We start from the raw sequence: 20,005 nt of genomic DNA, 5'->3' as shown, positions 1-20,005 counted from the left end.
GGGATGAGAGCTTGGCCACGTGCCGGACAGGCGAACTCGCGTACGCTGACCGTTCACTCGCGTGTCGATGCCGGACCCCGTTGGACGCCGCACACCGCACCACCCCCCGCGGCTCCGTCAGACGCTGGTCCGCCGAGCGCGAGGGATCACCTGGGAGGTACATGCATGTCGGCGACGAACGCGGCCGGGACCAGGACCCCTTCCCCCTGGCAGCGGATCCGCGCGGCCTCCGGCGGAGCCAACCGCTGGGCCGTCCTGGCGGTCCTGTGCGTCAGCCTGGTCCTCGTCGCGCTGGACGCGACGATCCTGCACGTCGCCGTTCCGTCCGTCACCGAGGACCTGCGCCCCGGCTCCATCGAGCTCCTGTGGATCGTCGACGCCTACCCCCTGGTCTGCGCCGCCCTGCTGATCCTCTTCGGCACCCTCGGCGACCGGGTCGGCCGCCGCCGCATACTCCTGCTCGGCTACGGGCTCTTCGGCGCGGCCTCCGCCATGGCGGCCCTGGCCGACAACGCCCAGGTCCTCATCGCCGCGCGCGCCCTGCTCGGCATCGGCGGGGCGATGATCATGCCCGCCACGCTGTCGATGCTGCGCCAGGTCTTCCCCGACCGGCGCGAACGGGCGCTCGCCATCGGCATCTGGACCGCCGTCGCCGCGATCGGCGCCGCCAGCGGTCCCGTGCTCGGCGGCTTCCTCGTCCAGCACTTCTGGTGGGGCTCGGTCTTCCTCATCAACATCCCGCTGATGGCGCTCATCCTGCCGCTGGGGCGCCGGCTGCTCCCCGAGTCGAAGGGCTCCGCCGACGGGCCGTGGGACGTGCTCGGCGCGGTGATGGCCGCCGCCGGCGTGCTCGGTTCGGTCCTCGGGATCAAGCGGCTCGGCGCCGAGCGCCAGCTGCTGGACGCCCAGGCGCTGGTGCCGCTGGTCCTCGGCGTGGCGCTGCTCGTGCTGTTCGTCCGGCGGCAGAGGCGGCGTAAGCACCCGCTGATCGACATGCGGATGTTCTCGCGCGCCGCCTTCTCCACCTCGGTGGGCTGCATCGTGCTCGCGATGCTGGCCCTGGTCGGCCTGGAGCTGATCGCCGTCCAGTACCTCCAGCTGGTGCTGCACCTCAGCCCGCTCGCGACCGGGCTGAGGCTGCTGCCGCTCACCTTCGCCGCCATGGCGGCCGGGGCCACCGGGTCCTACACCCTGGCCCGGATCGGGCCGCGCACCATGGTCTCGCTGGGCTTCCTGCTGACCGCCGGCGCGGTGCTGCTGCTGACCTTCATGGGGCAGCACGACCGGCCCGTGCTGCTCACGGTCGGCTTCATCCTGCTCGGCTTCGGGCTCCAGACCACGCTGTTCGCCGCGTACGAGTCGATGCTGAGCGAGGCCCCGGCGGCCACCGCGGGCGGCGCGGCCTCGATCGGCGAGACCTCGTACCAGCTGGGGGCGGGGATGGGCATCGCGCTGCTGGGCAGCGTGATGAACGCGGCCTACCGGCCGGGGCTGGCGGGGGTGCCGGGGGTTTCGGCGGCGGACTCGGCGGACGCCGCCAATTCTCTGGGCGAGGCCTACCAGATCGCTGCGCAGCTCGGCGGGGCGGCGGGGGAGTCGCTGTACGCCGCGGCACGGCACTCGTTCGTCCACGGGCTGCACGTGACGCTCTTGGTGAGTGCGGGGCTGTTGTTCGCCGGGGCGGTGATGGCGTTGAAGCTGCCGCGGGTGATGGAGTGTGGGGCGGCTGCCGCTGTGGCCCCGGAGGCGGAGCCGGTGCGGCTGCCTGCGCAGGCGACCGGGGACCGGGTCGGCGAGCCGTGGCCGTCGGCGGCCGAGACCGCGCACTGACCGCTTGAGGTGCCGGTGCGGCGCCGTTTCCGGGGCCGGCCCCGGGCCCCCGCGCCTCAAATGCCGGCGAGGCTCGGTGGTGGTGCCCGGCGGGGCTGGAGGAGTCCGGCGGGTGCGGCGCCGTTGCCGGGGCTCTGCCCCGGACCCCGCGCCTCCAACGCCGGCGGGGCTGGATGGGCCCGGTGGGGCTGATGGGCCCGGCAAGGGTGGAGGGGCCGGGTGGGGGGAGGCGGCCCGGCCAGGGTGGAGGGCCCGGCGGGGGTGGATTTGGCCGCCGGAGGCTAATAGCGTCGGCTCCGCAGCGTAAAACTTGCGCTGCTAGTTTCGACTCAGGCCGCCGGGAGGCCCCGTGTCACCGTTCCTGCCTCATGATCCGCTCGGGCTCGACGAGCTGCTCGGGCCCGAGGACCTCGCCATCCGCGACACCGTGCGCGACTGGGCCGCCGACCGGGTGCTGCCGTACGTCGCCGAGTGGTACGAGAGCGGGGAGCTGCCCGGCATCCGGGAGCTGGCCCGTGAACTCGGGGCCATCGGGGCGCTCGGGATGTCCCTCACCGGGTACGGCTGCGCCGGCGCCAGCGCCGTGCAGTACGGCCTCGCCTGCCTGGAGCTGGAGGCCGCCGACTCCGGCATCCGCTCGCTGGTCTCCGTACAGGGCTCGCTCGCCATGTACGCGATCTGGAAGTACGGCTCGGAGGAGCAGAAGCAGCGCTGGCTGCCCGGCATGGCCGCCGGTGAGCTGATCGGCTGCTTCGGGCTGACCGAGCCCGATGTGGGCTCGGACCCCGCCGCCATGCGGACCTACGCCAAGCGCGACGGCAGCGACTGGGTCCTGAACGGGCGCAAGATGTGGATCACCAACGGGTCGGTGGCCTCCGTCGCCGTGGTGTGGGCCCAGACCGACGAGGGCATCCGCGGATTCGCCGTCCCGACGGACACCGCCGGGTTCTCCGCGCCGGAGATCAAGCACAAGTGGTCGCTGCGGGCCAGTGTGACCAGCGAGCTCGTCATGGACGACGTGAGGCTGCCGGCCGACGCGGTACTTCCCGGAGTGACCGGGCTCAAGGGACCGCTCGGCTGCCTCAGCCACGCGCGGTACGGGATCATCTGGGGGTCCATGGGCGCGGCGCGCGCCAGTTTCGAGACCGCCCTCGGCTACGCGAAGACGCGGGAGCAGTTCGGAAAGCCGATCGGCGGCTTCCAGCTCACCCAGGCCAAGCTGGCGGACATGGCCCTCGAACTCCACAAGGGCATCCTGCTCGCCCACCACCTGGGCCGGCGTATGGACGCGGGCACCCTGCGGCCGGAGCAGATCAGCTTCGGCAAGCTCAACAACGTCCGCGAGGCCATCGAGATCTGTCGCACCGCGCGGACCATCCTGGGTGCCAACGGGATCTCCCTCGAATACCCCGTCATGCGGCACTCCACCAACCTCGAATCGGTCCTCACCTACGAGGGCACCGTCGAGATGCACCAACTGGTGCTGGGCAAGGCGCTCACCGGGCTGGACGCCTTCCGGTGAGAGTCCCCCAGCTACCGCTGGGAGGTGCCCCCACTGCCTAGCTCTGGTTGAAGAAGTCGCGCGAGCGGCCGCCGGGCTCGCCGCTCACGATCTGGGTGTCGGCCGGGGTCAGCAGGAAGACCCTGGTCGCCACCCGCTCGATCGAACCGCGCAGCCCGAAGGTCAGGCCGGCCGCGAAGTCGACCACGCGCTTCGCGTCGCCCGGGTCCATCGACGACAGGTTCACGATCACCGGGACGCCCTCGCGGAACAGCTCGCCGATTCCACGCGCGTCACGGAAGCCGTCGGGGGTGACCGTCGCGATCCGGCGGCCGTGCTCGACAGCCGACTCGGAGGCCACCCTGACGCGCGGGTCGGTGACCCACTGCTCGCCGGGACCGGCCACGGAACCCTGTGCCGGCTCCGCGTAGTCGTCGTCGTAGTAACGCTCGTCGTCGCTGTCCTCCACGAGACCCAGCCAGGCACTCGCCTTGCGCACCGAACCCATGGACGCCTCCTTTCACCGCGGTCAGTTGTCTTCTCTCCGCTGCCCCTATGGTCGTCCATGATGCTGACAACGCGCCAAGTGGATAGTCGCCGCGCAGGGGTTTCGTGACGGTACTGGTGCAGAACATCCGTTGCACGGTCAAGGATCCTGGCGGCTACCACTGCTGACTGAGTGAAAATACGACTGGTGCCTCCGTGCGGGTGACCGATGGGGACGTACGGGTGAGGGACGCGGCTCGATACGATGCCCGGCAGGCACGCGCACGACACACGGGGGAAGCGGTTTGTTCGGCATTGTCAGACCCTGCACGCACCGGCTGGGAGAGCGGTTCAAAACGGAGTGGATGGCCCATCTTTGCGGGCTGTGCCTGGCACTTCGCGGCGACCACGGCCAGTTCGCCCGGATCGTCACCAACTACGACGGGCTGCTCGTCTCCGTCCTGACGGAGGCTCAGTCCGGCCCCGCACCCGGCGCCCGGCGCACCGCGGCTCCCTGTCCGCTGCGCGGGATGCGCACCGCCCCCGTGGCCAACGGCGAGGGGGCGCGGCTCGCGGCCGCCGTCTCGCTCGTCCTGGCCTCCGCGAAGGTACGGGACCACGTGGCCGACCGGGACGGTCTGTTGGCCCGGGCCCCCATCGCCGCGGCCGCGCGCAGGGTGGCCCGCGGCTGGGACCGCGCCGGCGCCCGCACCGGGGCCTCCCTGGGCTTCGACACGGCGGTCCTCGTCGACGCCGTGGACCGGCAGGCGGGCATCGAGACGCTGGCGGGCCCCGGCACGCCGGTGCTGGTGGTGACCGAGCCGACGGAGACCGCGACGGCCGCCGCCTTCGCCCATACCGCGCAGCTGGCCGGACGTCCAGGCAACGCGCCGGCGCTCGCCGAGGCGGGCCGCTACTTCGGGCGGCTCGCGCACCTGCTCGACGCGGTGGAGGACCAGGCCGCGGACGCCGCGGCGGGCGCCTGGAACCCGCTCACCGCCACCGGGACCCCGCTCGCCGAGGCGCGGCGGCTGTGCGACGACGCGCTGCACGGGATCCGGCTGGCGCTGCGCGAGGCGGAGTTCGCGGACGCCGGGCTCGCCCACCGGCTGCTGGTGCACGAGCTGCGCACCTCGGTGGACCGGGCCTTCGGAACCAGCAGCTGCGGGCATACGGCGACCGCCTCCGCCGGGCAGGGGCAGGGCGGCTTCGGGCCGGCGCCGCAGGGTTATTCCCCCGTGCCTGGGGACCCGTACGCCGGCGGTCCTCCCCCAGACTTCGTCCGGGGGTACCCCCAGGGCCACAATCCGTACGCCCCGAACACTCCCTACGCCCCGGGCGGCCCGGGGATGCCTCCGCCGCCCATGGGGCCGGGCGGCGGTGGCGGCGGCGGAGGAGGGCTGCCCCCGCAGAAGCCGCGCCGCGGGCTGCTGGCCGGCTGCGCGGTGGCCCTGGGGCTGTTCTGCACCTGCCAGCTGTGCTGTACCGACCACGAGGGTCCATGGTCCCGCAAGAAGCGGGACCCCTGGTGCGACGCCTGCGACTGCGGCAACTGCAACTGCGACTGCTGCGGCGACGGTGGCTGCTGCGATGGCTGCGACTGCGGGTGCGACTGCGGCTGCTGAGACCCCTTCAGGTTCCGCAGGTCCGGACGGAGTACCCCGCGGTTCCCGTCCGGACCGGTGTGGAAGGGTTGACGGGCATGAACGACGACGCAGACGACCCGCCCGCCGCCTGGCACCAATGGCACGAGCATCGGGTGGCCACCGTGTCCGCCCCCTACGGCCCCCTCGCACTCACCGGCACCTTCTGGCTCGCCGATTACTCGGAAGGTCGAATTCCGGCCGTTCCGGGGCAGTGGCGCACGATCGACGGCGGAGTCGCGCTGACGGCCGCCCCCGAGGATTCCCTTCACCTCGACGGCGAGCCCTTCACCGGTGACGCCGTACTCGCCGCCGACGAGGGCTCGCCCGCGCACGCGCGTCTTTCGGCGGGGCGGATGCGGCTCGTCGTGATCCGGCGCGAAAGGGAGTGGGCGGTGCGGGTCTTCGACCCCGCGGCTCGGACGCGCCGGGCCTTCGCCGGGATCGAGGCCACCCCCTACGACCCGGCCTTCGTGCTGCCGGGTCGCTTCCGGCCATACGGGGAGGAGCGGACCGTCCAGGTGGAGAACGCCGACGGGCGGGCGCGCGGACTCGGCCTCGGCGGCGAGCTGAGCTTCCCCTTCGAGGGCGTCGAGCACACCCTCCAGGTCGCCGTCGACGAGCAGGACGGCAGCCTCTGGGCCGTCTTCGGCGATGCCACCGGTGGGCGCTCCAGCTACCGCTTCCGCTTCCTGAAACCCGGCGCCCCCCAGCGGGACGGCTCGATCACGGTGGACTTCAACCGGGCCCAGCTGCCGCCCTGTGCCTTCGCCGACCACTTCATCTGCCCCTTCCCGCCTCCGGGGAACACCCTTCCCTTCGAGGTGGCGGCGGGCGAGCGGCGGCTGAAAAACGCCCTTGCGACCGGTAACTGACGACAGGACACTCCCGACAGTGCTTGTCAGGGACACGGCGTAAAACTAGGCGCTCCCCGTGCCCCGACTGCGCCTCACGGGCTCCGGCACCCCCACGACCGCCGGGCCCCCGAACCTCTCGGAGGACGATAAGTGAGGATCAAGAGCATCACCCGTACCAGGCTGCTCGCGGTGGCCACCGGCCTGGCCGCCATCGCAGCACTCGCCGCCCCCGCCGTGGCGAACGCGGACGCACAGGACGGCGGCGGCTTCAGCGCCGCACGGCTGGCCTCGGCCGGCGCATCCGTCCTGCGCGCCGACGTCGCCGGCACCGCCTGGCACACCGACGCCGCCACCGGGACCGTGGTGGTCACCGCCGACTCCACCGTCTCGGACGCCGACCTCGCGAGAATCAAGCGCGAGGCCGGAGCCGACGCCGGCGCCCTGCGCATCGAGCGCACCCCCGGCAAACTGACCAAACTGCTCTCCGGCGGCGACGCGATCTACGCCTCCAGCTGGCGCTGCTCGCTCGGCTTCAACGTGCGCAGCGGCAGCACGTACTACATCCTCACCGCCGGGCACTGCACCGACGGCGCCGGTACCTGGTGGAGCAACTCCTCCCACACCACCACCATCGGCACCACCGTCGGATCCAGCTTCCCGACGAACGACTACGGCCTGATCAAGTACTCCAGCACCTCGACGGTCCCGCCGGGCACCGTCGGCAGCCAGGACATCACCAGCGCCGTCAACGCCACCGTCGGCATGGCCGTCAAGCGGCGCGGCTCCACCACCGGCACTCACAGCGGCTCGGTGACCGGGCTCAACGCCACCGTCAACTATGGCGGCGGCGACATCGTCTACGGCATGATCAAGACCAACGTGTGCGCCGAACCCGGCGACAGCGGCGGCCCGCTCTACTCGGGCACCCGCGCCGTCGGCCTCACCTCGGGCGGCAGCGGCAACTGCTCCTCGGGCGGAACCACGTACTTCCAGCCGGTGGTCGAGGCCCTCAACGCCTACGGGGTCAGCGTGTACTGACCCGGCTGATCCGGCTGATCCGGCTGAGCGGCTGACCCTGCCGACGGGCAGGTCACCCGCCCCCGGCCTGCGGGACCATCGTGAGCCCCTGCCCAACTCCTGGGCGGGGGCTCACCTTTGTTCGGAGCCGGAGCCGGAGCCGAGAATGCGCGGGAGTATCCGCTACGCGTGCGGGACGAGGAGGGCCGCCGCCGAGCGGGCCTGCTCCAGGTGGCCTGCCTGCAGCCCAGGCACTGTGCGCCGGAGATCGCCGGTCCAGGGCAGGACTGGGCGCAGAACGTGGGCGAGGACCGCTGGCACAAGGCGTGGCCGATGCGGAGCCTCTCCGAGGCCGGGGCGGTGCCGGCCTTCTCCAGCGACTGGAACGTGGCCGAGATGGACCCGATGATCGGCATCTACACGGCGCTGACCCGCCGCCCGCTGGACGGCGGCGACCCGTGGCAGCCGGCCGAGACGGTGTCCGCGGAGACGGCGGTGTACGGCTACACGGTGGGCTCCGCCTACGCCAATTTCCTCGAGGAGGAGCGCGGTTCCCTCACGGTGGGCAAGGCGGCGGACTTCGTGATCCTGTCCCGGGACATCCTCACCGTCCCGGCGGACCGGATCCCGGGCACGGTGGCCGAAACGGTGGTGGTGGCGGGCGAAGTGGTCCACCGGGCTGCCTGACGCCGGGCTGCCTGACGCCGGGCTGCCTGACGGTCGGCGGCCGTGTTCACCGGGCGTCCGTCCCGTCGCCGGCGAAGCGGGGTACGGACGGCGCGTCATCGGGGAGCCCGCTGCCCACGGCGGCCCCCGGCCGGCCCCGGCGGAACACCGAGCAGGCCAGCGTGACCGCCGCGCCCGCCACCGCCCAGGCGGCGAGCACCAGCATGGGCCCGGCCGCGCCGTTGCCCCTGAAGTACGCGAGGGAGCGCGCGGCGTACGTACCGGCGCCGGGCGGCAGCGCCGGGCCGATGGCCTTCCAGAACGGCGGCAGCAGAGGGTACGGGTAGGCGCCGCCCGCGCTCGGGTTGCCGAAGACCACGACCAGCAGGATCGCGAGTCCGATGCCGACCACGCCGGCCAGCCCCTGGAAGGCCAGGGTGATCGCGCCGACCGCGAAGACGACCAGGGTGCCGAGCCCCCACAGGGCCATGAGGGGGCCGGGCAGGGCGCCCAGGATCGGGCCCGCGATCACGGCACCGAGCAGTCCGGCGGCGATGGAGTACCCCAGCAGGGCGCCGAGCCGGATGATCGCGCGGTGGATGTTGGCGGGCCGGGCGCCGGCGCTGATCGCGAGGATCGCGGCGCACAGGTAGCCGCCCACGCACCAGCCGACGACCAGGTAGAAGGAGCTCAGCCCGCGCGCGTCACCCGCGTCGGCCGGGGCCACGTCGGTGATCCGGAGGGTGCGCCCTTGGGCCTTCTCGGCCACGCCGACGATCTGTTCCAGGGCCTGGGAGAGGGAGGCCCCGGCGCCGCTCGCGACCAGCAGCCGGTCGGTCGTGCCGGCCGGGTCGACGATCAGCGCGCCGTCCACGTCCCGGTCCCGGACCTGCCGGAGGGCCGCGGCCTCGTCCTTGGCCACGCGGGTGTCGAGCGGCTTGCCGGGCAGCGCGCCGAGCTGCTGCGCGGTCCGTTCGGCGACCGGCGCGAGGGGGGCGGCCACAGCGATCGGGATCTCGCTCGGCTTGGGATGGTGGAAGGCCCCGACGTACGAGGTGATGAAGGCCAGCTGGAGGGCCAGCACCCCCAGGACCAGCAGGGCTGCCCGGGTGGTCACGGCGTCTTTGATCTCGGCGAGGAAGCCGCCGCCGGACGGACCTGCGTCTGTGTTTTCGGTGGGCCTGGCGGGCCGGGCGGGCTGGGTCATGCCTCTCACGCTCGATGCGGCGGGGACGGGGCGCAGCAGGGGCGGGCCGAATGGATGATCGAACAAGTGTTTCGCACGCGTATTCGAATTGCTCTATGGTGGAGACGGGGGAGGTGTTGTTCACGAGGGAAGCAGGAGGCCGCGGGTGCCTGGTTTTACGCATCTGCACACCGTTTCGGGGTTCTCCATGCGCTACGGAGGCTCGCATCCGGAACGGCTGGCGGAACGTGCCGTCGAGCGGGGCATGGACGCCCTCGCCCTGACCGACCGCGACACCCTGGCGGGTGCGGTGCGGTTCGCGAAGGCGGCCGCGCAGGCGGGGATCCGGCCGCTGTTCGGTGTCGACCTGGCGGTGTCGCCTCCGGCCGGGTCGGTTGGGTCGGCGGGGTCGGCCGGGTCGGGGGGCTCGGCCGGCTCCGGTACGGCCGGCTTCGGCGAGGCCTCGTACCGGCGGCGCACCCCCGTCAAGGGCGGTGCCTTCATCGACGAGTCCGCCCCGCGGGCCGTGTTCCTGGCCCGGGACGGGGCCGCCGGCTGGGCCGAGCTCTGCCGGATGGTCACGGCCGCGCACGCGGGGGGTGGGCCGGAGGGGGCCGGTGGGTCCAGTGGGTCCGGCAGGCCTGGTGGGGCCTGCAAGGCCGGTGGGGCCGACGGGCTCAGTGGGTTCGACGGGCTCAGTGGGTCCGGCGGACTCAGTGGGACCGGCGGGTCCGCGCGGTTCGCGGGCGGGCAGCCGGTGGTTCCCTGGGAGGTCCTGCGCGGGGAGGGTGTCTTCGTGCTGCTCGGGCCCGGTTCCGAGGTGGGCCGGGCGCTCGCCGCGGGCCGTCCCGACCGGGCCGCCCGGCTCCTCGCGCCCTGGCGGGAGGTCTACGGGGACTCCCTGCGCCTGGAGGCCGTCCACCACGGCCGCACCGGCACCGGCCCCGGCTCGCTCCGGCTGGCCGCCCGTACCGTCGGCTTCGCCGCCGAGCAGGGCGTCCCGGCCGTGCTGACCAACGCCGTCCGCTACGCCGACCCCGGCCAGGGCCCGGTAGCCGACATCCTCGACGCGGCCCGCCGGCTGACCCCCGTCCGGGCACCGTTCGACACCGGCGAGCGCTGGCTCAAGGACCCCGGCGCCATGGCCGAGACCGCCGACCGGATCGCCCAGGCCGCCGGCCTGCGCCCCGCCGACGCGCGGCGGCTGCTCGCGGAGACCCGGCGTACCGCCGAGGCCTGCGCGGTGGACCCCGAGGACGACCTCGGCATGGGCTCCGTGCACTTCCCCGAGGCCCGGCTCGTCGGCGCGGCCCACCGCACCGCCCAGCGGGTCCTCACCTCCCGCGCCACCGCGGGCATGGTGCTGCGCGGCTACGCGAACGACCCCGCGTACTGGGAGCGCATGCACCAGGAGCTCGACATCATCGCCTACCACGGCTTCGCCTCGTACTTCCTGACCGTCGCTCAGGTCGTGGACGACGTTCGGGAGATGGGCATCCGCGTGGCCGCCCGCGGTTCCGGCGCCGGCTCCCTCGTCAACCACCTGCTCGGCATCGCGCACGCCGACCCCGTGGCGAACGGCCTGCTGATGGAGCGCTTCCTGTCCAAGCGCCGCCGCGTCCTGCCCGACATCGACATCGACGTGGAGTCCGCCCGCCGGCTGGAGGTCTACCGGCGGATCATCGGCCGGTTCGGCGCCGAGCGCGTCGCCACCGTCTCCATGCCCGAGACCTACCGGGTCCGGCACGCCATCCGCGATGTCGGCGCCGCCCTGTCCATGGACCCGGCCGTCACCGACCGGCTCGCCAAGGCCTTCCCGCACATCCGGGCCCGCGACGCCCGCGCCGCGCTGGAGGAGCTGCCCGAACTGCGCGGCGTACGGGGGGAGTCGCACGGGCGGCTGTGGGAGCTCGTCGAATCGCTCGACGCGCTGCCGCGCGGCAGCGCCATGCACCCGTGCGGCGTCCTGCTCTCCGACGCCTCCCTGCTCGCCCGTACGCCCGTCGTCCCCACCAGCGGCGAGGGCTTCCCCATGTCCCAGTTCGACAAGGACGACGTGGAGGACCTCGGGCTGCTCAAGCTCGACGTGCTGGGCGTACGGATGCAGTCCGCGATGGCCCACGCGGTCGCGGAGATCCGGCGCGGCACGGGGGAGGAGCTCGACCTGGACGACCCCGCGCAGGTGCCGCCGGGCGACCGGGCCACGTACGAGCTGATCCGCTCGGCCGAGACGCTGGGCTGCTTCCAGATCGAGTCCCCGGGCCAGCGCGACCTGGTGGGGCGGCTCCAGCCGTCCACCTTCCACGACCTGGTCGTCGACATCTCCCTCTTCCGGCCGGGGCCGGTGGCCGCCGACATGGTCCGGCCGTTCATCGAGGCCCGGCACGGGCGGGCGCCGGTCCGCTTCCCGCACCCCGACCTGGCCGACGCGCTGCGCGAGACGTACGGGGTGGTGGTCTTCCACGAGCAGATCATCGAGATCGTGCACGTCATGACCGGCTGCGGGCGCGACGAGGCCGACCGCGTGCGCCGCGGGCTGTCCGACCCGGAGTCGCAGGCGCGGATCAGGGTCTGGTTCGCGGCGAAGGCGGGCGAACGGGGCTACTCGGCGGAGGTGATCGGCCGGACCTGGGAGATCGTGGAGGCCTTCGGCAGTTACGGATTCTGCAAGGCGCACGCGGTGGCCTTCGCGGTGCCGACGTACCAGTCGGCGTGGCTGAAGGCGCACCACCCCGCGGCCTTCTACGCCGGGCTGCTGACCCACGATCCCGGGATGTACCCGAAGCGGCTGCTGCTGGCGGACGCGCGGCGGCGGGGCGTGCCGGTGCTGCCGCTGGACGTGAACCGGTCGGCGGTCGCCCACCGCATCGAACTGGTGTCCGATCCCGTCGCCCCCGCCGGGACGTGGGGGCTGCGGCTGGGACTGTCCGACGTCCACGGCATCAGCAAGGCCGAGGCGCTCCGGGTCGAGTCCGGGCAGCCGTACGCCTCCCTGCGCGACTTCTGGGACCGGGCGCACCCGGGCCGACCGGTGGCCGAACGGCTCGCGCAGGTCGGGGCGTTGGACTCCTTCGGCGCCAACCGGCGCGATCTGCTGCTGCACTTGACGGAACTGCACGGCGCGCAGCGGGCGGCAGGGGTGCGCGGACCCCAACTCCCCCTGGACGGAGGCCTGTCCACCGCCCCTGTCGGGCTGCCCGACCTGTCCGAGGCGGAACGGCTCAGTGCCGAGCTGGGTGTCCTCGGCATGGACGCCTCGCGGCACCTGATGGTCGACCACCATGACTTCCTGGCCGAGCTGGGAGTGGTTCCCGCGCGGCGGCTGCGGGATGCCGGACACGGGCAGACCGTGCTGGTCGCGGGGGCCAAGGCGGCCACCCAGACCCCGCCGGTCCGGTCCGGGAAGCGGGTCATCTTCACGACGCTGGACGACGGCACGGGCCTGGTGGACCTGGCGTTCTTCGACGACAGCCACGAGCGGTGCGCGCACACCGTCTTCCACTCCTTCCTGCTGCTGGTACGGGGTGTCGTGCAGCGGCGGGGGCCGCAGAGCCTGAGCGTGGTCGGGGCGGCGGCGTGGAACCTGGCGGAGCTGGTGGAACTGCGGGCGGCCGGCGGCCTGGACGCGGTCGCCGCCCGGCTGGCCGCCGAGCCGGTCGCCTCCGGCGGGGCCGGGGCCGGGGCCGGGGCCGGTTCCGACTCTGACCCTGGTGCTGGTGCTGGTGCTGGTGCTGGTGCTGGTGCAGGTGCTGGTGCAGGTGCCGGTTCGGCTTCCGGGGGCGACAGCGGCCGCCGGATCCGGATGTCCACGGGGTACGAGATGAACCCCTGGGCCGACCTCCAGCCGCCGGGCACCGGCCCCGCGACCGGGCGCAAGCTGTGGCACTCCAGTCCGGGGAGCGCGGGATGAGCAGCGCCGCCATGCGAGCCGTGATGTGCCTGCGGCTGCACCCCGCCGACGGGGGGCCGCTCGGGGCCGAGGCCTACGCCGGGGTGCTCGCGCTGCTCGACGGGCTCACCCCGGCCGTGCAGGCCCTGCCGCCCGACGGGGCCCTCGCCGATGTCCGGGCGGCGCTGCGGTACTTCGGCTGCGACGCCGTCCAACTGGCCGCCGTGGTCCGGGTCCGGTCCCTCGCCCTGTACGGCGTGGACTGCACCGTCGGCGTGGCCGGCAACCCCATGCTGGCCCGGGCCGCGGCCCGCGAGGCCCGGCCCGGGGGGACCCTGGTGATCCCCGACGAGCCCGCCGCCGTGGTCCGGTTCCTGGCCGACAAGCCCGTCACCGCCCTCGACGGGATCGGCCCCAAGGCGGCCCGCACCCTGTGCTCCTACGGCCTCGACTCCGTCGGCCGGGTCGCCGCCGCCCCGCCCGCCGCCCTGCGGCGGATCCTGGGCGCCCGGCTCGGCCGTGAGGTGCAGGAACGTGCCCTCGGAGTCGACCGGACCCCCGTCCGGCCGGGGGCAGCCGCACGGGCCATCGCCGCGGAGCGGGTTTTCGACCGGGACGAGCTGGATCCCGTACGGCACCGGCGGGCTCTGCTCTCGCTGACGGAGGAACTCGGTGCGAAGCTTCGTACACAGGAAGAGGGCGGGGGACAGGTCTGCCGGACCCTCTCGCTCACCATCCGCTGCGCCGACCGCACCACGCTCACGCGCACCCGCACCTTGGCCGAACCCACCGCGCATTCCGACGCGTTGACCGCCACGGCCTACGCCCTGTACGCGGGCCTGGGCCTGCAGCGGGCCCGGGTGCGCGCCCTGTCCCTGCGGGCCGAGGACCTGATCCCGGCCGAACGGGCCGCGCGGCAGCTGAGTTTCGACCCGCAGGACGAGAAGGCCCGCCGGCTGGAGGCCGTCACGGACCGCGTCCGCGCCCGCTTCGGGCCGCACGTCATCGCCCGCGGCACGCTCGCGGCATAACGGACTGCCGTACGACACGCGAGATTTTTACCAACGCGTAACTTCCCAGTTTTCCTACCCACCCGTAATTTGGCGGGCAGCAGCACCCCTTGTGATCCGGATCACGGGACGAACCCCCACCGCCCCATCCCCTTGAGTCGCAACCGCAAGGAGATCACACGATGCTGCCCTGGAGACGCCTGCTCCGCCCGCTGGCCGTCCTCACCCTCACCGCCGCCGCGCTCGTCGCCCCCACCGGCGCCGCTCAGGCCGCGTCCGCACCCAGCAGCGGCTGGAACAACTGGTCCTGCAAGCCGTCCGCCGCGCATCCGCGCCCCGTCGTGCTCGTGCACGGCACCTTCGGCAACTCCGTCGACAACTGGCTCGGCCTCGCGCCGTACCTCGTGCACCGCGGGTACTGCGTCTACTCGCTCGACTACGGGCAACTGCCCGGCGTGCCCCTCTTCAACGGGCTCGGCCCCATCGACCAGTCCGCCGGCCAGCTCGACGTCTTCGTCGACAAGGTGCTCGCCGCCACCGGCTCCGCCAAGACCGACATCATCGGCCACTCGCAGGGCGGCATGATGCCGCGCTACTACCTGAAGTACCTCGGCGGCGCCGCCAAGGTCAACGCCCTGGTCGGACTCGCCCCCGACAACCACGGCACCACTCTGCTCGGACTCACCCAGCTGCTCCCGTACTTCCCGGGGGCCGAGGACCTGATCAGCAGCGCCACCCCGGGGCTGGCCGACCAGATCGCCGGATCCGCCTTCCAGCACAAGCTGAACGAGGGCGGCGACACCGTGCCCGGCGTCGCGTACACGGTGATCGCGACCAAGTACGACGAGGTGGTGACCCCGTACCGGAGCGCCTTCCTGGACGGGCCGAACGTACGCAATGTCGTGCTCCAGGACCTGTGCGTCCTGGACCTCTCGGAGCACGTGGCCATCGGGCTCACCGACCGGATCGCCTGGCACGAGGCGCTGAACGCCCTCGACCCGGCGCATGCCGAACGCACCACCTGCGCCTCGGTCTTCGACTGACGCGCACGTGGTCCGCGGTGGGCCTGCGGTGAACTAGCGGCCGTGGCGGCCCGTCGTCGTCGCACGGCGGCGGGCCAGCCCGAACAGCACGGCCGCGCCGATGGCCAGGACGCCGGCCCCGGCGATCGCGATCAACGGGGTGGCGCTGCCGCCGCCCGTCTCGGCGAGGTTGTGGTTCTGCGCGGACTGCGACGGGACCGGGGCGCCGACGGCCTTTCCGTTCGTCTTCGGGTCGTTGTCGCCGTGGCCGTCGTGCTCCACGCTGGACTTGCCGGCGCCATCGGCGATCTGCTGGTCCGTCGGGGCCTGAGGCCGCGCGTCGGCGGGCTTCTCGGCGGACGGCTTCGCGCTCGGCTTGGCGCTGGGCTTGGCGCTCGGGACGGTGGCCGTGCCGCCGTTGCCCCCGCTGCCGCCATGGCCCCCGCTACCCCCGCCGCCCCCGTTGTCCTTGCCGAAGACCACGTCCGAGCAGGTGTAGAAGGCCTCCGGGCTGTCCGAGCGCTGCCAGATGCTGTAGATCAGGTGGCGTCCGGACTTGTTCGGGACCGTGCCGGAGAAGACGTAGTCGCCGTTCTGCATGCCCGGGTCGGTGGCCTTCGCGAACGGCGCGGGCTCCAGGTCGGACCACTTCAGCGGCTTCGTCGGGTCGTAGCCGTCCTTCGTCACGTACAGCTCGAAGGAACCCCTGTGGGGAGCGGTCCCCTTGTAGCGGAAGGTGTGCGCGCCCGCGGTCATCGGGCTGGCCGGCCAGTCGGCGCGCGCCAGGTCCAGCCCCTGGTACTTGTCGTTGCCGGCGGAGCAGAGCTGGCCGTTCGGGATCAACGCCCGGTGGTTGCCGGCCGCGTTGGCGATGTTCACCGCGTTCCAGTCGTAGAACGCCTGCGCTCCGCCGGCCGCGACGGCCGCCTTGCACGCCGCCGACTTCGGCGACTCCGGGCCCTCCGCGTAGCACGCCGCCACCCGGCTGACCGGGTCCGTCATCGAGCCGTGGGCGACCGCGGGCGCGGCGGCGTACGCGGCCACCGCGAGGGGGGCGAGGCCGGCGGAGGCGATACGGGTCAGCGTCACGGTGCGGCGGCGGCGTGCGGGCATGGGGGGATCTCCTTCGGGCGCAAGGCAGGTGTGCGCCAGCGGTCGGGACGGTGCGGCGCCGCCCCCCGGCGGCGCCGTTCCCGGCCCTCCGCTGGCCATGCCAAGCTAACCGCCCGAACCCCGTGTTTCGCCTGCTTCGGGCCCCGGAAGCTGATCCTTAGGCTCCGCTTAAGGAAGCGCTAAGCGGGCGGACAGGAAGGGCCGCCGTCAGCCGAGGAGAGCGGCCAGGCCGGCCGGGGTCCGGGCCTGGTCGTCCAGGGCGTCGAGGGCCCGGACGGCCTGGGCGGCAGCTTCGGGGTCGCTGGTGGCGAGGCCGCTCGCCGCGAACTCGTCCTCGTCGAGGCGCAGGACCGAGGACCCGTCCGCCGAGACCCACAGGTCCAGGTCGAGGTCCTCGATCAGGATCTCCCCGCTCTGCACCAGGGCCGGGCGCGTGACGTCGCAGTACCAGCCCTTGAGGACCCCGTCGGCGGTCCACACCTCCTTGACCGCGTACCAGCGCGTGCGCCAGAAGTGCTCGACGAACACGTCGCCCGGCTCGAAGCGCACGAAGCCGAAGTCCCGTACGCCGTCGGCCGCCCAGGGGGCGCGGACGGAGATGCGGTCGCCGTCGTCGGCGACCTGCGCGGCCGGGTAGCGGATCTTGAGCTTTCCGGCCTTGGTGAGGACCACGGTCAGCTGCTGTCCGGTCACACTGCCTCCAGTTTCTTCGTGAAGCGCGTTTCGGTGGCGCAGATCTCGTATCCGAACCGCTTGTTGATGGCGAGCATCGGTTCGTTGCCGGCGTCGTTGCCGGTGAACGCGTGGGTGTACCCGGTCGCCCGCGCCCGGTGCAGCGAAACGATCTTGGCGAGCTTGGCCAGGCCGCGGCCGCGGAAGGCCCGCCGGGTTCCGGTCATCGCCGAGGCGTAGCGGGTGGCGCCGTCGGTTTGGGCGGCGGTGAAGGAGGCCACCTGGCCGTCGACGAGGACGACGGTGGTCAGCTCCTTGTCGAGGGACGGGCTGTTCCAGATGTGCGCGAGCCAGTCCTCGTAGTCGTCCAACTCGATCCTGAGGTCGCCCGGTTCGTCGGAGGTCGTCTCCGCGTCGGCCTCGAAGACCGGACGCGGGTCGGCGGCGAAGGCGGAGGCCGGGCGCACCTCGATCCCGGGCGGGAGCGTCTCCGGGACCGGGGGCAGGGCGGCCGCCCCCAGGTCCAGGTGCAGGAAGTGCGCGGTGCGGCTGGGGCGGTAGCCGCGCCGCTCGGCGAAGAGGCGGTGGGCGGGCTCGTCGAGGACCCAGGCGTACGTGTCCACCGCGGCGTGGGCGGCGAGGTGCTCCTCGGCGGCGCGCAGCAGCCGGCTGCCGGCGCCGAGGCCGCGGTGGGCGGGGTCCACGTAGGCGTTGACGTACGACTGCCCCGGCTCGGGGCTGTCGTGGGCGATGCCGAACTGGGCGGTGCCGATGACGCGTCCCGCGCCGTTCTCGGCGACGAGGAGGCGGTAGTGGCGGGCGGGGTGCGCGGCGGAGAGTTCGAACGCCACGCCCTCGGTGGTGGTGATCATGAAGGGGAGGGCCGCGCGGCGGACCCGTACGACGGCCTCCGCGTCCGAGGGGTCGTTCGGGCGGAGGTCGCGGATCGAAACGGTCATGCGGCCGACGCTACGGGCGCACGTGCGGCCGGCGCCTCCCAATTAACCGGCGATGGGGGACAATCACCCGCGTGACCTCGACGAACCTGAAGATCACCATCAGCGGCGCGACCGGCTCGGCCGCCCCGTATGAACAGCTGCGCGCGCAGATCGCGGACCGGGCCCGGTCGGGCCGCCTGCCGGCGGGCTTCAAACTGCCGACGGTGCGGGGGCTGGCGGAGGAGCTGGGGCTGGCCGCGAACACCGTCGCGAAGGCGTACCGGGCGCTGGAGGCGGACGGGGTGATCGAAACGCGGGGACGCAACGGGACGTTCGTCGCGGCGGCGGGTGAGGGTGCGTCCCGCGAGGCCGCGGCCGCCGCGCAGGCGTATGCGGAGCGGGTCCACCGCCTGGGCCTGACCGAGCCGGAAGCCCTGGCCGCCGCCACCACCGCCCTCCGGGCCCGGTACGCCGCCAACTAACCTCCCCCGCCTGAGTGCACGGGTGCGGGTGCAGCCCCGGGGCTCCGCCCCGCACCCCGCGCCTCAAACGCCGGCGGGGCTGGATGTGCCCCGCCTGAGTGCACGGGTGCGGGTGCAAGGCCTGGGCTCTGCCCGCACCGCGCACCCTGCGCCTCAGGCGTCGGCGGGGCTGGATGTGTCCCGCCTGAGTGCATGGGTGCGGGTACAAGGCCTGGGCTCCGCCCCGCACCGCGCACCCCGTGCCTCAAGCGCCGGCGGGGCTGGATTTGGCTGATGTCGTCCGCCTGGTGCACCTGGATTGCCCGCAGGGCACTTCCAGCCTCGCCTCGTGTGAGGCGGGGGTACACCCAGCCCCGCCGGCGTTTGAGGCGCGGGCGCGGAGCGCCGTGTGTTGAGGCTCGCCGGAGTTGAGACGCCGCGCAGGCGGGCGGTGCGCATCCAGCCCCGCTGGCGTTTGAGGCGCGGGTCCGGGCGGCGCCCGGTTGGCCCGGCGCAGCCGACCGGGTTCGGGCCCCGCCACCCCGCAGCCGCCGGGTTCGGGCCGCGCCACCCCGCCCCCGCCCGGCCCGGCAGCTAGAGGTAGAGGCCCGCCTCCGACGTGTGCGGCTGTGGCGGGAGCACCGCCGCCGGCCCCGTGCCCCGGCGCAGGGCGAAGAGTTCCGCCAGGCTGGCGCCCTCGCGGGAGACGCCCTCGTCCGTGCCCAGCCAGTCCACCGCCTCCCGGTGGGTCAGCCGGCCGACCTCGATGCGGGCCAGGCAGCGCCCCGGGCGGACCACCGCCGGGTGGAGGCGTTCGAGGTCCTCGTTCGTCGTCACTCCGACCAGCACGTTGCGGCCCTGGCCCAGCAGACCGTCCGTCAGGTTCAGGAGCCGGGACAGCGCCTGCCCCGCCGTGTGCCGCGCCTCGCCGCGGATCAGCTCGTCGCAGTCCTCCAGCAGCAGCAGCCGCCAGCGGCCCTTCGAGGTGCCCTCCTCCTCGCCGATCGCGATGTCCATCAGGTAGCCCACGTCGTTGAACAGCCGCTCCGGATCCAGGACGCAGTCCACCTGGCACCAGTCCCGCCAGGACCGGGCCAGCGTCCGCAGCGCGGAGGTCTTCCCCGTCCCCGGCGGCCCGTGCAGCAGGAGCAGCCGCCCCGCGATGTCGTCGGGGGTCACCTTCATCAGCCGGTCCATCGCCCCGGCCACCGGCGCCGTGTAGTTGGACCGCACCTCGGCCCAGGTCCCGGCCGCGATCTGGCGGGTCGTCCGGTACGGGCCGCGGCGCGGCGAGACGTACCAGAAGCCCATCGTGACGTTCTCCGGCTGCGGTTCCGGCTCGTCCTGCGCCCCCTCCGTGGCCTCGCCGAGCACCCGCTCCGCGAGTTCGTCGCTGACCGCCGTCACCGTGACGTCCGCGCCCCGGCTCCAGCGGGAGACGAGCATGGTCCAGCCCTCGCCCTCGGCGAGGGTGGCGCTGCGGTCGCTGTCGCGCGCCGAACGCAACACGGCGGCCCCGGGCGGCAGCAGGCTGATGCCCGCCTTGACCCGGTCGATGGACACGCTGTGCGAGTACGGCTGCTCGCCGGACGCGAACCGGCCGAGGAACAGCGCATCGACTACATCCGACGGCGAGTCGCTGTCGTCGACGTTGAGCCGGATCGGCAGCGCGTCATGCGGGTTGGCTGGCATGGCGCCCATGATCCGGCACACC

The 20,005-nt window shown here is 73.4% G+C and carries 16 protein-coding genes; 10 read left to right on the top strand and 6 right to left on the bottom strand.

Annotated features, from left to right (window positions below; all coding sequences use genetic code 11):
• The first annotated feature begins 165 nt into the window (after positions 1-165).
• Both J7E94_RS02080 and J7E94_RS02075 read left to right on the top strand, forming a co-directional pair.
• Positions 166-1,830, top strand: a complete 1,665-nt coding sequence (locus J7E94_RS02080) for an MFS transporter (protein ID WP_215011788.1) — start codon at positions 166-168, stop codon at positions 1,828-1,830.
• Between the two features lie 349 nt (positions 1,831-2,179).
• Complete coding sequence (locus J7E94_RS02075) at positions 2,180-3,352, top strand: acyl-CoA dehydrogenase family protein (RefSeq protein ID WP_215011787.1); 1,173 nt, start codon at positions 2,180-2,182, stop codon at positions 3,350-3,352.
• A gap of 37 nt (positions 3,353-3,389) precedes the next feature.
• Here the strand turns inward: J7E94_RS02075 and J7E94_RS02070 are convergent, their stop codons facing one another.
• Positions 3,390-3,839, bottom strand: coding sequence for a cell division protein SepF (locus tag J7E94_RS02070; protein WP_215011786.1), 450 nt, complete (start codon positions 3,837-3,839; stop codon positions 3,390-3,392).
• A gap of 283 nt (positions 3,840-4,122) precedes the next feature.
• Here J7E94_RS02070 and J7E94_RS02065 point away from each other — a divergent pair, with 283 nt between their 5' ends.
• The 4 genes from J7E94_RS02065 to J7E94_RS02050 all read left to right on the top strand — a co-directional run bounded on the left by J7E94_RS02065 (position 4,123) and on the right by J7E94_RS02050 (position 8,021).
• Positions 4,123-5,442: a DUF5685 family protein gene (locus J7E94_RS02065; protein WP_215011785.1), complete on the top strand. Its 1,320-nt coding sequence runs from the start codon at positions 4,123-4,125 to the stop codon at positions 5,440-5,442.
• Positions 5,443-5,519: 77 nt separating this feature from the next.
• Complete coding sequence (locus J7E94_RS02060; RefSeq protein ID WP_215011784.1) at positions 5,520-6,335, top strand: DUF1684 domain-containing protein; 816 nt, start codon at positions 5,520-5,522, stop codon at positions 6,333-6,335.
• Between the two features lie 132 nt (positions 6,336-6,467).
• A complete protein-coding gene (locus J7E94_RS02055; RefSeq protein ID WP_308344393.1) occupies positions 6,468-7,355 on the top strand; it encodes a S1 family peptidase in 888 nt (295 codons plus the stop codon).
• Positions 7,356-7,523: 168 nt separating this feature from the next.
• On the top strand, positions 7,524-8,021 hold the full coding sequence (locus J7E94_RS02050; protein ID WP_308344392.1) for an amidohydrolase family protein: 498 nt from the start codon (positions 7,524-7,526) through the stop codon (positions 8,019-8,021).
• A 46-nt stretch (positions 8,022-8,067) separates the two neighbouring features.
• Here J7E94_RS02050 and J7E94_RS02045 read toward each other — a convergent pair whose 3' ends face one another.
• Positions 8,068-9,207, bottom strand: coding sequence for a DUF3533 domain-containing protein (locus tag J7E94_RS02045; RefSeq protein ID WP_251055989.1), 1,140 nt, complete (start codon positions 9,205-9,207; stop codon positions 8,068-8,070).
• A gap of 145 nt (positions 9,208-9,352) precedes the next feature.
• On the opposite strand from J7E94_RS02045, the gene J7E94_RS02040 reads away from it, so the two are divergent.
• The 3 genes from J7E94_RS02040 (at position 9,353) to J7E94_RS02030 (ending at position 15,128) form a co-directional block, all read left to right on the top strand.
• Positions 9,353-13,096, top strand: a complete 3,744-nt coding sequence (locus J7E94_RS02040; RefSeq protein ID WP_215011783.1) for a DNA polymerase III subunit alpha — start codon at positions 9,353-9,355, stop codon at positions 13,094-13,096.
• Entirely contained in the window at positions 13,093-14,106 is a 1,014-nt protein-coding gene (locus J7E94_RS02035) for a hypothetical protein (RefSeq protein WP_374224370.1), read from the top strand. Before J7E94_RS02040 ends, J7E94_RS02035 begins: the two co-directional genes overlap by 4 nt.
• Before the next feature lie 161 nt (positions 14,107-14,267).
• On the top strand, positions 14,268-15,128 hold the full coding sequence (locus J7E94_RS02030; protein ID WP_215011781.1) for a triacylglycerol lipase: 861 nt from the start codon (positions 14,268-14,270) through the stop codon (positions 15,126-15,128).
• Between the two features lie 33 nt (positions 15,129-15,161).
• Here the strand turns inward: J7E94_RS02030 and J7E94_RS02025 are convergent, their stop codons facing one another.
• The 3 genes from J7E94_RS02025 to J7E94_RS02015 all read right to left on the bottom strand — a co-directional run bounded on the left by J7E94_RS02025 (position 15,162) and on the right by J7E94_RS02015 (position 17,851).
• Complete coding sequence (locus tag J7E94_RS02025; RefSeq protein ID WP_215011779.1) at positions 15,162-16,220, bottom strand: lytic polysaccharide monooxygenase; 1,059 nt, start codon at positions 16,218-16,220, stop codon at positions 15,162-15,164.
• Positions 16,221-16,427: 207 nt separating this feature from the next.
• The gene (locus J7E94_RS02020; RefSeq protein ID WP_215011776.1) at positions 16,428-16,913 is read right to left on the bottom strand and encodes a DUF402 domain-containing protein; all 486 of its coding nucleotides are present in this window, start codon (positions 16,911-16,913) and stop codon (positions 16,428-16,430) included.
• Positions 16,910-17,851, bottom strand: a complete 942-nt coding sequence (locus J7E94_RS02015) for a GNAT family N-acetyltransferase (RefSeq protein WP_215011774.1) — start codon at positions 17,849-17,851, stop codon at positions 16,910-16,912. Before J7E94_RS02015 ends, J7E94_RS02020 begins: the two co-directional genes overlap by 4 nt.
• A gap of 71 nt (positions 17,852-17,922) precedes the next feature.
• Between J7E94_RS02015 and J7E94_RS02010 the strand changes: the two genes are divergently transcribed.
• Positions 17,923-18,312, top strand: coding sequence for a GntR family transcriptional regulator (locus J7E94_RS02010; RefSeq protein ID WP_308344388.1), 390 nt, complete (start codon positions 17,923-17,925; stop codon positions 18,310-18,312).
• A gap of 573 nt (positions 18,313-18,885) precedes the next feature.
• Here J7E94_RS02010 and J7E94_RS02005 read toward each other — a convergent pair.
• Positions 18,886-19,983 carry a DUF5925 domain-containing protein gene (locus tag J7E94_RS02005; RefSeq protein ID WP_215011772.1) on the bottom strand — a complete coding sequence of 366 codons (1,098 nt, stop codon included), beginning with the start codon at positions 19,981-19,983 and terminating at the stop codon, positions 18,886-18,888.
• Between the last annotated feature and the right edge of the window lie 22 nt (positions 19,984-20,005).

Source organism: Streptomyces sp. ISL-94 (genome assembly GCF_018614075.1).
In the GTDB taxonomy this organism is placed as follows: Bacteria; Actinomycetota; Actinomycetes; order Streptomycetales; family Streptomycetaceae; genus Streptomyces.
The sequence above is the reverse complement of the archived record's forward strand: the minus strand, read 5'-3'. Positions and strand labels throughout refer to the sequence as shown.